Origin of the sequence: Pseudonocardia sp., assembly GCF_050246655.1 — a bacterium.
Lineage (GTDB): Bacteria > Actinomycetota > Actinomycetes > Mycobacteriales > Pseudonocardiaceae > Pseudonocardia.
The window spans coordinates 1-15121 of the sequence record NZ_JBFWVQ010000018.1; the positions used below are offsets into that span (position 1 = coordinate 1).

At 69.6% G+C, this 15121-nt stretch carries 9 protein-coding genes; 4 read left to right on the forward strand and 5 right to left on the reverse strand.

Annotated elements, in window-relative coordinates; translation table 11 throughout:
* From AB7J25_RS08955 to AB7J25_RS08975, 5 genes are all read right to left on the reverse strand, one after another.
* A partial coding sequence (locus AB7J25_RS08955; RefSeq protein ID WP_428507029.1) for a CpaF family protein occupies nucleotides 1–1196 on the reverse strand: 1196 nt, incomplete at its 3' end.
* A complete protein-coding gene (locus AB7J25_RS08960; RefSeq protein ID WP_428507031.1) occupies nucleotides 1193–1990 on the reverse strand; it encodes a hypothetical protein in 798 nt (265 codons plus the stop codon). The genes AB7J25_RS08955 and AB7J25_RS08960, both read right to left, overlap by 4 nt.
* A 5-nt stretch (nucleotides 1991–1995) precedes the next feature.
* Complete coding sequence (locus tag AB7J25_RS08965; protein WP_428507033.1) at nucleotides 1996–2553, reverse strand: SAF domain-containing protein; 558 nt, start codon at nucleotides 2551–2553, stop codon at nucleotides 1996–1998.
* Nucleotides 2554–2663: 110 nt separating this feature from the next.
* Nucleotides 2664–3245 carry a hypothetical protein gene (locus AB7J25_RS08970; protein WP_428507034.1) on the reverse strand — a complete coding sequence of 194 codons (582 nt, stop codon included), beginning with the start codon at nucleotides 3243–3245 and terminating at the stop codon, nucleotides 2664–2666.
* A 287-nt stretch (nucleotides 3246–3532) separates the two neighbouring features.
* Complete coding sequence (locus tag AB7J25_RS08975; RefSeq protein WP_428507036.1) at nucleotides 3533–4054, reverse strand: hypothetical protein; 522 nt, start codon at nucleotides 4052–4054, stop codon at nucleotides 3533–3535.
* Nucleotides 4055–4208: 154 nt separating this feature from the next.
* On the opposite strand from AB7J25_RS08975, the gene AB7J25_RS08980 reads away from it, so the two are divergent.
* From AB7J25_RS08980 to AB7J25_RS08995, 4 genes are all read left to right on the forward strand, one after another.
* Nucleotides 4209–4814 carry a prepilin peptidase gene (locus AB7J25_RS08980; protein WP_428507038.1) on the forward strand — a complete coding sequence of 202 codons (606 nt, stop codon included), beginning with the start codon at nucleotides 4209–4211 and terminating at the stop codon, nucleotides 4812–4814.
* A 452-nt stretch (nucleotides 4815–5266) separates the two neighbouring features.
* The gene (locus tag AB7J25_RS08985; protein WP_428507040.1) at nucleotides 5267–8077 is read left to right on the forward strand and encodes a hypothetical protein; all 2811 of its coding nucleotides are present in this window, start codon (nucleotides 5267–5269) and stop codon (nucleotides 8075–8077) included.
* A 45-nt stretch (nucleotides 8078–8122) separates the two neighbouring features.
* The gene (locus AB7J25_RS08990) at nucleotides 8123–12802 is read left to right on the forward strand and encodes a DEAD/DEAH box helicase (RefSeq protein WP_428507042.1); all 4680 of its coding nucleotides are present in this window, start codon (nucleotides 8123–8125) and stop codon (nucleotides 12800–12802) included.
* Nucleotides 12799–15084, forward strand: a complete 2286-nt coding sequence (locus AB7J25_RS08995; protein ID WP_428507044.1) for a sigma-70 family RNA polymerase sigma factor — start codon at nucleotides 12799–12801, stop codon at nucleotides 15082–15084. The genes AB7J25_RS08990 and AB7J25_RS08995 overlap by 4 nt, the downstream gene beginning before the upstream one ends.
* Nucleotides 15085–15121 lie beyond the last annotated feature (37 nt).

Below are 15121 nucleotides of genomic sequence, written 5' to 3' on the forward strand. Positions count from 1 at the left end.
GCGGTCGCCTCCACCGGCAACCGCTCCGGGCCCTGCGCGGCGTAGGCGGCCATCTTCGCGAACACACCGCGGGCCGAGGAGGCGTGGATGGTGGCCATCGAGCCGTCGTTGCCCTGGCTCATCACGTTGCAGACCGGCACCACCTCCGGGCCGCGGATCTCCCCGACGATGACCCGGTCCGGGGACGCCCGCAGCGCCGCGCGGGCCAGCTCGGCCTGGGTGATCTCCCCCTCGCCCTCGGTGTTGGCCTCCCGGGACTGCCACGCCACGACATCCGGATGCCGCTCGCGGTCCTCGTCCAGGCCGAGCTCGAACGCGTCCTCGATCGTCACCAGCCGCTCCGACGGCCCGATCTCACTCGCCAACCCCATCAGCAGGGTCGTCTTCCCGACCCCGGTGCCGCCGGCGACCACGATGTTCATCCGCGCGCGCACCGCGGCGGCGAGGAACCCGGCCAGCACGCCGTCGACGGTGCCCATGTGCCCCAGCTCCGCCAGCGTGATCCGGCGGTAGCGGTGGCGGCGCACCGAGATCGCGGGGCGCCGCGACACCGCCATCACCGCGAACAGCCGCGACCCGTCCGGCAGCTGCAGGTTCAGCATCGGCGCGCCCGGGTCGAAGCGGCGCTCCTGCACCCCGGAGCGGGCGGCGAGCTGGCGCACCAGCTCCACCAGCTCCCCGTCCGACCCGGCGACCGCGGGCATCCGCGCCCGGCGGCCGTCGCAGTAGCGGACGAACACGTCGTCGCAGCCGTTGACGTTGATGTTCTCGATGTCCGGGTCGTCGAGCAGCGGCTGCAACCCACCCAGCCCGAACAGCCCGTCCAGCACCGCGCGGCGCACCGACGCCTCACCCGCGGCGCCGAGCAGGCCCCGGCCGGCGGCCAGCTCCGTCTGTGCCCAGCGCTCCAGCGCCGACGTCACCAGCGCGTCCGCGATCTGGCGGCGGGCCTCGGCACCGAGCACCCCACCCCCGCGCGCCTCCGCCGCGGCGATCTGGGCGCTCAGCTCATCCCCGATAGCCGCCCGCACCCCGGCCGCGACCCGCGCGGTCTCGTCACCACCAGTGCGGTCCGACCGGTCGGAGCGGCGGACCACCGGCGGAGCACCCACGCCACCCTGCGGCGGGTCGTAGCCCGCCACCCAGCCCGGCACCCCTGCGGCGACCTGGTCGGCCGATCGACCGTTCTCGCTCATCGCGGGCCCATCGGAGCCATCGGGCGCTGCGGGGGGAGCGTGCCGTCGCGCACCGGCCCGGTGAGCGCCCGCACCTGGTCGGCGACCTGCCCCACGGCCTGCCACCACCCGCCCCGCCCGCCCCGCCCGCCCCGCCCGCCGTTCCGCCGCGGCGGCCCGCCGAACGCGGCGTTCGCGGTGCCGTCCTCGGGCAGCCGGCCCAGCACCGGCACACCGAGGGCATCGGCGATCTCCGCGGCCCGGTACTCGGTCCCTCCGCTGGGTTGGCGGGTCACCAGCGCGGTCCGCCCACGCTGCTCCGGGTCCGTGCGCAGCCACGCCCCCGCCTGTTCGAGCCCCTCGCGATCCGCGCGCATGACGAGGACCGCGCCGTCCGCGCCGCGGACCAGCGGGGTCGCGGCCGATCCCGCGTCCAGGCGGCCGACATCGGCGAGGATCACCTCCGGCCCGGGACGGGACCGGGCGAACTGCGCGAGCCGCTCGGCGAGCACCTCCAGCGCCGACGACGCCTGGTCTCCGGCGGGAGGACCGGCGAGCAGGCCCGCACCCGATGCCAGCACCTGCACGTGCGCCGCCACCACGTCGACCGAGAGCGGTGCCCCGCGCGTGGCGGCCGCCAGGCTCACCAGCCCCGGATGGGCCGCCAGGCCGGCCCGGCAGGTGAACACCCCACCGGCCGGATCGGCGTCCAGCACCAGGACCGGCAGCCGCTCCTGGCGCAGCCGGCCCGCCACACCCGCCGTCAGGCAGCTGACCCCGGGAGACCCCTTCACCGAACCGACCACGACGAGCACCGCACTCACCGCGGCCCGGCCAGCACGACCACCGCGACCTTCGCCGCCGCGGCGGCGACGGCGGCCGCGTCGGCCTCGGTGACCTGCAACGACACCACCGACACACCCCCGGACCCGGACGGCTCCACCGACAACAGGACCGCGTCCCAGCCCCGCGGCAGCACCGGGCGACCCGGTATGGCCGCCGCCGGTTCCTCGACGGGCAGCACGCGGACGGTGGCGCCCGGACCGGCCTGCGGCGGCACCACCCCCGGCGCGACCGCAACCGACACGACCGCCCAACCCCGCGGCGGCAGCACCCCCGCACCGGACGCGACCTCGGCCGGGATCAGCGCCCCCGCCGGCACCGGGATCGACGCCGGCCGCCCGACCAGCTCCGCTGCCGCGCCCGCCGCGACCACCGACACCCCGTCGGCCGCGCCGACCTCGACCGCCCGCAGGTCGGCCGGCTCCAGCACGTGCCCGGCCGGAATCGACCTCGCCGCGACCAGCAGCTCGCGCGTCGTGCCCGCGGCCTCCCACACCAGCAGCCCACCGACCGCCGACCCGACCGTCAGTAACACCCCCGTCGCCGCCAACGCCCAAGACCGCCGCCGCGCCAACCGACCCGGCGGGCAGGCCGGCGCGGCTCCCCACACCGGCCCGGGCTGCTCGCGTGCAGCCGTGCCCGCCGTCACGACCCACCGTCCGGGGTGACGTTGACCGCGGGCGCCTGTGCCACCCGCACCGCCACCGACTCCGTCCTCGCCAACCCCGGGAACACCCCCGACCGCCCGGCGCCCGACCAAGCCACCCTCCAGCGCACGGTCGCCGACACCGTGAACCCGCCCTCCGGTGACACGTCGCGGTAGACATGCCCGCAGTCCGGCGACGCTGCCTCCGGCGCCGCCGCGGCCGTGTATGGCGTGCCGGGGCCCGGGCAGACGACCGTGGCGCCGTCCCCCGTCGACCACGTCACCGACTCCGGCGTGGCGGTCGCCTTCACCGACGCGCCCGGCACGCTCACAGACCGCGACACCGGCCGCCAGCTCGACGCGTCGACCCACAACCACGTCGGCAACCCGACCAGCTGCTCCCCCACCGGGCTGACCCGCACGACCACCCGCGGCAGCACCAACCGATCCCGGGCCGCCGCCGCGAGATCAGCCGGATCCGGGGGCGCCGGGGCATCGCCCTGCCCGACGGTCTCGACCGACAGCCACTGCGGCGCAACATTGGGGCAGACCCGTAGCACCGCGCGCTGGCCAGAGGGCACCCGGCGGTTTCCCGCCCAGTACTCCCCGATCGCATCCCCCGGTACCGGGATGGTCTGGCAGTTCGATGGCTGTGGCCGGGTCGACGTGCCGGAGTCCCCCTTCGGCGTCGGCTCCGGGTCGGGGCCCTGCCGGCCGGTCTCGTTGCCCACGCCCAGGTCGCACCCGGCGGCGGCGGACTCACACGCGACTGTGCTCCAGACCCCACCGCCTGGGGGCGACGGGTCATCGGGCGCCTGGGCTGCGCTGACGGCCGCCAACGTCACCGCCGCCGCAACGTTCACGATCGTCAGCACGTCCCCGCCGCCCTCAACCGGAAGTCCGCGACCTTCCAGACCCCTGCCTCGTTGCGCACCTCGGCCTCGATCCGGTGCCGTCCGCTCTCGCCTCCCGGCAGGACCTCGCCGTTCGAGGCCCGCACGCGAGTGGTGTTGCTGTCATCGCCGCAGTCCTGGATCCGCACGACCGTCGGCGCCCCCTCCGGTGTTGCCGACACGACCACCGGGCTGGTGGTGTACGTCCCGGTGGTGACCACGCCGAGCACCTTGTCGGCCTGCAGCCCCTGAACCAGCTGGTCAAGCGCATGACCGGTCGCGAACCGCGGCAGCTCCGGCGACTGCCAGTTCGCAGACCTCGACGCCTCGCCGAACGCCCGCCACATCCCGTCGTACGCCGCAAGAGCATCGCGCTCATGAGCCGGAACAACCTCGACCGGCACCGGCGACGTGACCTGCCCGCCCGGGCTCGCACACCCGACGACCCCGAGCAGCACCGCCACCGCCCCGACCGCCACCACAACCGACACGCGCACGTCGACCCTCCGTCCTCCGGCGTCTGGTGACTCCCTACTGGTCGCGGCCAACGACCGGAGCAGAACGAGATCCATTCACCCGTTCGGGACCAGCTACGAGGGCCGTTGGCTGAAACGGTCACGAGGAAGGCCAGGCCTGAGGACGATCAACCCCATGCTCACCGCGGCGACATGCACACTCGTCGGCACCACCGCAGGCACCCTCGCCTGGCACCGATGCAGACCGCTGCGCCCCGACGCCCCCCTGCTGCTGATGCTCGGGCTACCGGTCCTGGCAGGCACAGCGCTTGGCGCGGCGGCATCGAACGCCGCCACGGCATCGACGACGATCGTCCTTCTGCACCTGATCCTCGCCGTACTCCCCCTCGCCGCCGTCGACGCCATCACCGGCAAACTCCCCCGGCGACAGGTCCTCGCGACCTACCCGCCAACAGCGGCCGTCGTCGTCATCGCGGCGCTACTGACCGACCAAACCGCCTTGCTCCGGGCCGTGGCGGGCGCGGCGCTGCTCTGGACGTTCTTCCTCCTGCTCGCGCTGCTCGGCGGACTCGGCGCCGGCGACGTCCGACTGGCACCCGTACTCGGCGCCCACCTCGGCTACGCCGGGCTCCACACCCTCGCCCTCGGAACCGCCGCCGCGTTCATCCTCGGCTCGCTCCTAGCCGTGACGATGATCGCCTCGAGACAGCGGCCACCCAGCCGCGCCATCCCGTTCGGACCGCCACTGCTCGCAGGGTGCGTCCTCGCCCTGATCTCATAGCGATCCCCTTGCCGTGTCCTGGGCGGTCGTTCTCGGTACGCGTCACCGCAGCCCGGCGGTCCGCGACGACCAGCAGGATGTAGAGCAGCCCGGTCGGCGTCGACGGCTCGTTCCGCGGACCAACCCGCAGACCGCCGTGCCCGCGGCGCCGACGCCGACCCAGACCGCGCGTACGCCCTGCCGACCGGCGCGATGCGCAAGCCAACGCCCCAGGCCTGCGCCTTGCGGTGAGCACATCGATGCCGTTGCGCGCCTGGCCGCGGTCCCTGTCGCGACACCTCCGGCGGGTACGGGTGGGCCGTCCCCGACGGTGATCGCAAGAGCGGGCGACCCGAGACTGTCGGCCCCTCAGTAGACAATCCGCAACGGCTCGTCGGCGGGATGAACCGGACGTAACGTTCAGCCGCCCTTCCAGAAGAACTAAGTCAGTGAGATCGGCTGGATGGAGCAGGGTGGCAGCGGAAGCGGGAGAGGACCCGACGGTCGCAGGGCAGTGGGGACCACGGCGCCGTGTTCCCGCGCGCCTCTTCCTCGACGAACACGAAGTGCGATGGGAGCAGCGGCCGACCCGGGTGGGGGATGACGAGGCCGACCTTTCTCACCGACTGGCACTCGTCGCCGAGGCGTTGCGCGCCTATGAGCAGCTGCGCGTCGCCCAGGCGCCCGACAGCGACCCGGCCACCGTGTTCCGTCGGTGGCCGATCTGCGCGCGCGTCGCCCTCGCGTCCGCAGCCCCCGAGGACGAGTTCGTCCGGCGTGCTCAACGGTTCTTCAAGGAGGAGGACGCGGCGAATGGGTCGCCGACGCTGCGGTTGGACGTCGCAACCGGATTGCTGGTCGTAGAGGCACCTCCGGGGCGCAAGGAGTGGTGGTCGTCTTCGGACGGCGGGGTCATAAGGCTCGACGGCGCGAGGTGGATAGTTCCGCAACCGCTGCCGACTGTGACGCTTGTAGACCGTTGGGGGAACGAGTTCGATCTATCGCTCTTCGATTCGGCCAAGCCGATGTTGACCTTCACCGAATCGGGTTCGGCCGTGACCGACCCACCGGTCGGGGAGGGGTGGGTACTGGCGCGTGACGACCAGGTCGCCGCGTTCGGCTCAGCAATACTTGAGCTCGCTCCACCGCCGCCCGGCTGGATCGGCTGGTCGCGGGCTCGTGTGATCCACACTCGGGAGAACTCGGCCGACCTGGAATGGATTTTCGGCGAGACCGTCCGCGGCTTGGTCGACGCGTCCGGTAATCCGGTGTATAGACGCCCGCCGCACCTCGACTTGCCGACGCTTCGCGGTGCGTGCTGGACGATCGAGGTGAGACGGGCGGGCGAGGAGTCGCCGTGCGTCCGAATTGAGTCGGAGGGCGGCGAGGTCGTGGACCTGGCTGACCATCTACGACTCCCCGCTCTCGGCCGGTTCCACGCGGTGGCCAGCCTCCCGCGCGGGAAGTCGATCGGGGTCACCTTCACTGTTGCGGAGGGCGTCGAGGTGGATGCGGAACCGACCGCGTTCCGGATGCTCGGTGACGACGGGCTACGTCCAGCGGTTGCCGTGATCCGCTCCACACTCGGGGTTCGGGCGATTCCCCAGCGGGTGCGGTTGTTGGCGACGCAAGTGGCAAAACCGGTGGAACTGCGCACCGACGTCGCGGTACTTGCAGCGTGGGTCGAGCTTCCCCACGCGGCGATTCGCCGCCGCGCCGGTGGTGCCGCCGGGGAGTGGGGAATTCACCCTGTCTCCTACACCGAGGCCGACCTTCTGGGAGGCGCCCAACTTGACGTTCTTCTGCCGGACGAGGCACAGGCGATCTTGATCAGGTCTCCCGGGATCAAGGTCGGTACAGATCCTCGACGGCCGGTGCAACAGATCCGTGGAGGTCGCACAGGGCAAGTTTTGCGCTACAACCTCGCCGCGCTACTCGACACGGTGCGCATACACGGAAGTCTCCGCGTATGGCTTGACCTCCCTAAAGCGCTGGGGGTACGGCTCGCTGACATCACTGTTCCGGTCCGGCCGCGCCCGGACCGAGTTGATCTGCCCGCCCGTACCGATCTGGTCGACGAGGTGCCGGGTGCTGGGACGGCAGGCGTCGAGGCCATACCTCTGGCGCCGGAACGGGACACATCAGACGCCACGCTCGATGTAGATCTGCACCGACGGGGATCTCTGCTCGTCGTTCCACGCTCGTCGGCACCGGCCAGGGTGAGGGTTCACCTGTGCCGAGCTCCGTGGTACCCGCCATTGCGGCGCACGATCACCAGCACCGATAATGCGTTCACACTCCCGGCGCCGTTCGCAGAAGGGGGTCCCCTGCTTGTGAGCGTCGCACGTGATGGAGCCGGTCTGTTTGCTGGGTGGCCGAGTGAAGTCACAGGAGTGGAAGTGACCCGGCTGGAATGCGCGGACCTCATTCCTCGGCTCCCAGATCGCGGTGAGCAGACGATGGCCGCCTACTTGGCCGGGAAGGCCGAAGCCCCAGGCGAACGAGGGCTACGACACCTGTTCTGGAACGCGGCTGCCCATGCCACGGATGCGGTCGGCCCGACGCTCGGACCCCTGTTCGCGCAGGAATGCGCAAGCCGCTTGAGCGACGCCCCGACAGCGTCGCTGCTGGCCCTTGAACGGTCGGGGCTGTCGCGGACTGAGATCGTCGAGCCGCTGATCCGATCAGGTCTTGCCGCCGCACGCATCCCATCCGTGCTAGACCCGCAGGCTACAAGCCGGCTCTGGTCAGTAGTACCGCTGGCGGCGCTGTTACTGAGCAGCCCGCTGCTGCCTTACCTCAGCGATGATCCGATGTGGAGTGTTGATGAACTCGAGCATGCCGAGGAGACCTTGCTGCTGTCGGTTGTGGACCGGGTCGATCCGGTTGGGCTCGCAGTGCTGCAGGATCCATCCGGGCCGTTGCCGACGACGGACGTGCTGACGCTAGACCCCCTGCCGGCGCTTGACAGAGACGTCCCCGCGCTTGCGGAGCCGCTGAAGGTTCTCCAGGACTTTGCAGCCAACAACTCGCGTGGGCGGTTGATGGACGCAGTCAGGTCGCGGCTGGCCGACGACCCCACAGTAACAGTGGCTGGTGCCGTGTCGTTGGGCATCGCCATCGTTGCCCGGCTGGCCGCACAGGGCGATACGGCGGCTGCCGCTGCCGAGCCGGTGCTGCGCGACGCATGGCTGCAGCTTGCCAGGCGGGCCCCTGGGCTAGTCGCAGCGGATCTCTCGCTGGCGGATCTGCTCGTCGCTGGCTGGCTGGTGCGCTACGGCTGACAACGTCCTCGAAGCTCTCCACTCCTCCGTCACAAAGGACCTGACGTGCGTTCGTTCGACCCCCTAACCGCTAGCACGGCGATCGTCGAGAGCTACCGGCGCTATCTGCGGTCGTTACTGCCGCTGCGGGATCCCGTGCTCGCAGCGGCGCTCGACAGCGCGATCGATTCCAGCCCGGTGCTGACGAAGGGGCCGTTGTTGGAGTCGTCCGCCGCCTACGCCCTTGGCGCGACGTTGCGCGAACTGATCACCGACGGGTTGTTCGACGCCGATTTCCTGCGTTTCACCGGACACGCGTTACCAGCGGACCGGCCGCTGTACCGGCACCAGGAACGAGCGATCCGCAAGGTGCGGGCCGGCCGGAACGTGGTGGTCGCCACGGGCACCGGATCCGGGAAGACGGAGAGCTTTCTGCTGCCAATCCTGGCGGAGTTGTCCGAGCAACACGCCGCCGGTCGGCTCGGGCCTGGGGTGCGGGCGCTGCTGCTGTACCCGATGAACGCGCTGGCCAACGACCAGATGAAGCGGCTGCGGCGACTGCTGGCCACCACTCCAGAGATCACGTTCGGCCGCTACATCGGCGACACGAAGGAGGCCCCCGAGAGGGCTTTGGAGGATTTCCATCGGCTCAACCCGGACCAGCCGCGACTGCCCAACGAGCTGCTGTCCCGCCGGGAGATGCGCGCGACGCCGCCGCACCTGCTGTTGACCAACTACGCGATGTTGGAGTATTTGCTGCTGCGGCCGCAGGACATGGACTTGTTCGACGGACGGTACCGCGGGCATTGGCGGTTCATCGTCGTCGACGAGGCGCATGTCTACGACGGGGCGAAGGGCACGGAAGTCGCGATGCTGCTGCGTCGTCTGCGCGACCGGGTCGGTGGCGCAGACAGGTTGCAGGCCATTGCGACCAGCGCGACCGTAGGGGCCGACCGTGCGCCCGAGGCTGTTACCGCGTTCGGGGGGGCGCTGTTCGGGCTGCCGTTCGCCTGGGATCCCGCTGACCCCACCCGCCAGGACCTCGTCCGCGCGACAACCACCGCAGCACCGACCGGGCCGACCTGGGGTCCGCTCCCACGCAACACCTACGGGGAGATCCTCGCCGCAGCCGATCCTGTAGCGGAGCTCGAAGTCCGGGCCCGCGCGCACGGGGGCGGCGCCGCGACCGACGCCGCGTCGATGTTGGCCGGCGAGGCGAAACTGGCTGAGGTTCGCGCGGCCCTCAGCGCGGGACCGCGCCCGATCGGTGAGCTCGCGGACGAGCTGCTGCCGGGCCTGGACGGGCCCGCGGCTCTCAGCGACCTCGTCCGGCTTGCCGGTCGTATCCACAACTGTGACGACACCCCGGTTCTGTCCACGCGCTTCCATCTGTTCGCCCGAGCGACCGAGGGCGCGTTCAGCTGTCTCGAACCGAGCGAGCCGCACCTGAGTCTGAGCCGGCATGAGCAGTGCGACCGCTGCCCACGTGTGGTGTTCGAGATCGGTGGCTGCCGTCGCTGCGGCGCCGTCCACCTGCACGGCGTCCTCGAACAGGACCGCCATCGGCCCTGGCGCAACAACCTCGACCGCGACCACTGCTGGCTGATGCTCGACGAATCGGCTACGTCCTCGGCTTCCGGCGATGAGGACGACGCCGTCTTCGACGAGAGCACCAGTGCTGCGACCGCCGCACGCCGCCAATTGTGCATCGGCTGCGGTGCACTCCACGCCGACGGCGGCGGCCGGTGCGACCCGACGTCTGGCTGCCCGGGCACGGAGCTGCGACCGGTGCTGCAGGTTGACTCGAAGCTGGCCACACTGGACTTCTGCCACGGCTGCGGCTCCCGGGCCCCCGGGCTGATCCGACTGCTGGAAAGCGGTGCAGAAGCGGCTGCGTCCGTGCTCGGTACAGCTCTCTACCAGCAGCTGCCGCCCGACGAGAACGGATCTGCGGCCGAGTTGCCGGGCCAGGGCCGCAAACTGCTGTTCTTCTCCGACAGCAGGCAGATGGCCGCCTACTTCGCGCCTTACCTGGAAGACACCCACCGGCGGGTCATGCAGCGACGGATGATCACGATGGCGCTCGACCGGTGGCGCCGCGACGAAGAAGACGACGCCACGATCGAGGACCTGGTCGACTACACCCGCCGCGCCGCCCGCTCCCGGCACATGTTCGACCCCGATACCTCCACCGTGGAGCAGCGCAGGCAGATCGGGCTTTGGGTGGCCCCGGAACTGGTCTCCTACGACGACCGCCAGTCCCTCGAAGGCGTCGGGCTGCTGCACGTCGAACTTGCACGCCCGCGCTCGTGGCGAGCACCGGACCGGTTGACTGCCCTCGGGTTTGGCGAGCAACAGGCATGGGACCTGCTGCAGGAACTGCTGCGCATCCTGCGGCTGCAGGGCGCGGTTGACACTTCCGACGACGTCGACCCAGCCGATGAGGCGTTCGCCCCACGACGAGGCCCGATCTACGTTCGTGGCATCGGCTCGGAGGCTAAGAAGAAGGTGCTCAGCTGGCTGCCCAGCGCAGGCACCAACCGACGCTTCGACTACCTCAGCCGGATACTGCGCTCACTCGGCTCCATCGCGGACCCGAAGGAGGTGCTGGAGGGCCTCTGGCAGGACCTCGACCCCGGCACCGGCAGCTGCGCCGCGCGGGAATGGCTGCGTTCCGACCACATCGGCATCCTGGGCACAGTGCGGCGGATCAAGCACCGCAAGCTGCGAATGCGTGCCGTCACCGACACCGATCCCCTCTACCGCTGCACCCGATGCCTGCGCATCGCACCCGTGTCGGTCCGCGGCGTATGCACCACCGCCCGCTGCGACGGCACCCTGCGGGAATGGCGTCGCACCACCACCGACGACCGCCGCCACCACTACCGCAACCTCTACCTGGAGTCCGACCCGGTGCCACTGTCGGTCCAGGAGCACACAGCGCAGTGGACCAGCGAGAAGGCCGCCGAGTTGCAGGGACAGTTCGTCCGCGGCGAGCTCAACGCCCTGTCGTGCTCCACGACCTTCGAACTCGGCGTCGACGTCGGAGAGCTGCAGGCCGTGGTACTACGCAACATGCCCCCGTCCACCGCCAACTACGTTCAACGCGCCGGGCGGGCGGGCCGCCGTTCCGCCTCGGCGGCGCTCGTGCTCACCTATGCGCAACGCCGGTCCCACGATCTGACCCGGTTCGCCGAGCCCGAGAAGATGATCGCCGGCGACATGCGTGCTCCGATCGTGCCCCTGGAGAACGCGCGCATCGACCGCCGCCACGCCCATTCGATCGCGCTCGCCGCGTTCTTCCGGCACATGCAGGAACACCACCACCAGACCTGGGACAAAGCGGGCGAGTTCTTCCTCCCGCCCGCCCCGACACCACCCGGATTCGTCGTGCCCGCCGGACGGGTCGGCGAGTTCCTCACCCCGGTCCCCGACGGCGTGCGGGCGAGCCTGGAGGCGGTAATACCCGTCGCGGTCCAGAAGGAGATCCACATCGACACCGACGAGTGGGTCCGACAACTCACCACACTCCTCGCCACCGCTGGCGAGGAGCTCGGCGCCGATGTCGACGCATTCGACCAACGGCGGAGGGAGGCCGAATCCGAGCAGAAGTACCAGCTGGCCGAGCAGTGCAGGAGGATCATCAAGACACTCCTCGACCGACCGCTGCTCGGCTACCTCGCCACCCGCAATGTCCTACCGAAGTACGGCTTCCCGGTCGACACCGTCGAGCTGCGCACCGACCGGGTCGCGGCCGGGCGCGACCGGGTCCTCGAGCTGACTCGCGATCTCAGCCTCGCCATCAGTGAGTACGCCCCCGGCTCCCAGCTCGTCGCGGGTGGCCAGCGCTGGACATCCGGCGGCGTCTACCGCCTGCCGGGACGTGCTCTCGTCCAGCGCTACTACATCGTATGCAACCACTGCCAGCACTACCGGCAGTCCACACAGGTGCCCGAGCTGATCTGTCCGGCCTGCGAGCAGCCGACCTCCGGGGGCACCCGCCAATACATCGAGCCGGTCTACGGATTCGTCGCCTCCGCCAGCGAGACCCAGAAGGCAGACCGCGCACCGCAACGCGGCTGGTCGGGCGCCACCTACATCGTCGAGACCCACGCCGAGGTTGTCGACGGAGTCATCGAGTTCCCCGCGTCGACCCTCACCTGGACCGCCGGTGCCCGCGGGGAGTTCGTCGTGATCAACGAAGGAGCTGGGCGCGGAGGCTTCCACATCTGCGAGTGGTGCGGCTGGGGCACCACAGTCACCCGCACACCGCCCCGCCAGCACCGGCACCTGATGAAGGGCTCGACGTGCACCGGACCGCTACGCAGATACTCCCTGGCACACCGGTACCAGACCGACTTCGTCGAACTCGCGTTCGAACCGCTCATCGCATTGACCGCGCCGATGGGGACGCTGCGCTCCGCCGTTTATGCGCTGTTGGAAGGTGCGGCGACCGCTCTCGAGATCAGCCGTGACGACATCGACGGCACCATCCACGTCAGCAGGTCCAGCAAGACCCTCGTATTGTTCGACACCACCCCAGGCGGAGCAGGTAACGCCCTACGCATCGCCGATGCACTACCAGCGGTCATCGCAACCGCCATCGAGCGGATGAACAACTGTGACTGTGGCATCGAGACCAGCTGCTACGGCTGCCTGCGCAACTACCGCAACGACCGCTACCACGAGCAGCTCGTCCGCGGCGACGCCCTCGCGCTGCTCCACGAACTACTCCCGGCCAAATGAGTTTCGCGAAATCCACCAGCGAGGCGCGCGACCGCGCATTCGCCGACCTTAATGTGGCGGCCACGGCCAGCCAGCACATGGTCGCCGAGGTGGTTCAGCACCACCGAGTGCCGCGCGCGGAAATTCCGATCCTCCTACGCGAGCTGCTTGACTCAAGTGTCACGCTTCCCCCCGATCTGCGCAGCCTCGCAGCTCCACCGTCGCCGGTCGAGATCCTCACCCCCCGATCTCCGGAGTCGCGCGCCGTTCCCCTGTTCCAGGGCGACGAGGTGCTTGACATCTCGCAGATCTCCCTATCCGACCTTGGCCTCCAGCCGCCTGATGGCTCCAGCCAAGACGCCCGCGGTCCGGTCGCCGCCACGAAGCCACCGACGGGCTCGCCGCTCTCCACCGACGAGGACCTCGACGACTCCCAGGAGCCGTTCGATTGGGACGATGATGAGGACGAGGAACTCCGCCAAGCAGAACAAGCGGAGGAAGAGGCCGCCGCAAACGACCCCGTTCTCGCGTATCGCAAGCGGATCTCGGCGATACCGCTGCTCGACGCGGCGACGGAGGTCGAACTCGCCACCTGCATCGAGGCCGGGCTGTTCGCCGTCGAACGCATCGCGGCCGCCCAAAGGTCTGGACGACGCCTCGGCCCGCAGCTCATGCGGGACCTGCGTCACATCGACCGTGACGGCAACCACGCCAAGGCTGCGCTGATCGAGGCGAACCTGCGACTAGTCGTCTCGATCGCCCAGCACTACACCTCACGGGGCCTACCGCTGCTCGACCTCATCCAGGAAGGCAACCTTGGCCTGATCCGGGCCGTCCAGAAGTTCGACTTCATGAAGGGCTTCAAGTTCTCCACCTACGCCACATGGTGGATCCGTCAATCGATCAACCGCGCCCTAGCCGACCAGTCCCGCACGATCCGCCTACCGGTGCATGTGGTCGAGCAGGTCAACGCCATCGAGAAGGCACAACGGCAGCTACCGGCCGCGGATCAGCCCGTTCACGAGATCGGAGCCGTGGCTGTGTCCACTGGCTTCGCGACTGATGAGGTTCGGCAACCGCAATCGTTACCCGTCGCGATCCCCGCCGGACTGCTCGAAGACGAGTTCTGGGGCGAGATGCACCAGCTCGGCGACGCCGACGAACCCGATCTACTGTGGCTGACACCTCACGACATCTCCGCAGTCCTTTCGCGGCTTGAGTCGCGCGAGCGGTTCATCATCCTGCGGCGGTTCGGGTTTATCGGCGGCCCTGCAACACTCGACGAGATCGGCCTCACGCTTGGTGTCACCCGGGAGCGTGTCCGGCAGATCGAGTCGAAAGTGCTTGCACGGCTGGAGGGATCGTTCCGCCGCCGACGCGGCCGGGAAACACCGCCGGAACCCCGCAGTGTCGCCACTCGACAGGTCGCAGGCCCTCTGCCTTTGAGACAAGGACGCCCCGGTTCCGCGCTCGGGCTGTCCACCAATGCGTCCAGTACGTTGCCACCGAAACCTAAACCGGAGTCGACGGAAGTCGGTGAGGATCAAGAGCCCCGGCAATACCGAATTCCTGGTCCAGGCGAACGGCGCGCAATAACTCCCGGTACGCCCTGCCATCGACTCGGATATCACACGTGGAGTAGGGCAGTAACTCACACACCTGAAGGCGAAGGGTGGAACTGTATCAGATGTAGCGCTGTCCGCATTCTACTGCCGGATCGGACCTGGCGATACTACATTCGCACAGCAGCCACACTGCCGGACGATCACCATCAAGTGCACCAGCGAACTCTGACAGCTCAGTCCTCAACGCCAAATGTGCCAGCTGGGCAGGAGCAACAATCGAGCGCACCCGTTTCCGCCGAGGTTCTCAGTCCGCGGGAAACTTCTCGTTCCACGGGGACGCGGAACCCCCGAGCGCTCGCGCCCGGAACCCGATGCCACGAACTCGGCTACCACCAGTGGCGACCACTGCACGGTACGAATCACTCGGAATGCCGCTGGTGCGGTGCACGTCGCACATTGACCGCGGACCGCACCTACAGCTATTTCGAAGCACCTTCCACGGGAAATAATCCTGAGACATCTCCGGCCTCCATACGGGCGAATTACAAGCCGATCCGCACCGAAGCGGCGTCGCGGGCACTCACACCTGGTACGCACTGCTTCCAACTCGGCTATCACGACTGGAGCCGTAGAGTCGACTATCCCGACGGGGAAGCGCGGGTTTGCAGCCGTTGCGAGGCACTGCGCGTCCGACATCACGACGGAAGCTACCGCTATTACGTAAGACCCAAGCAATGATCCGGGCGATCACGGTCCGCACGCACAGGGCGTGGCA

Excerpts from the sequence above, each read along its gene's own strand:
- AB7J25_RS08995 (WP_428507044.1), top strand. The coding sequence starts at position 12,799 with ATGAGTTTCGCGAAATCCACCAGCGAGGCGCGCGACCGCGCATTCGCC.
- AB7J25_RS08980 (WP_428507038.1), top strand. The coding sequence starts at position 4,209 with ATGCTCACCGCGGCGACATGCACACTCGTCGGCACCACCGCAGGCACC.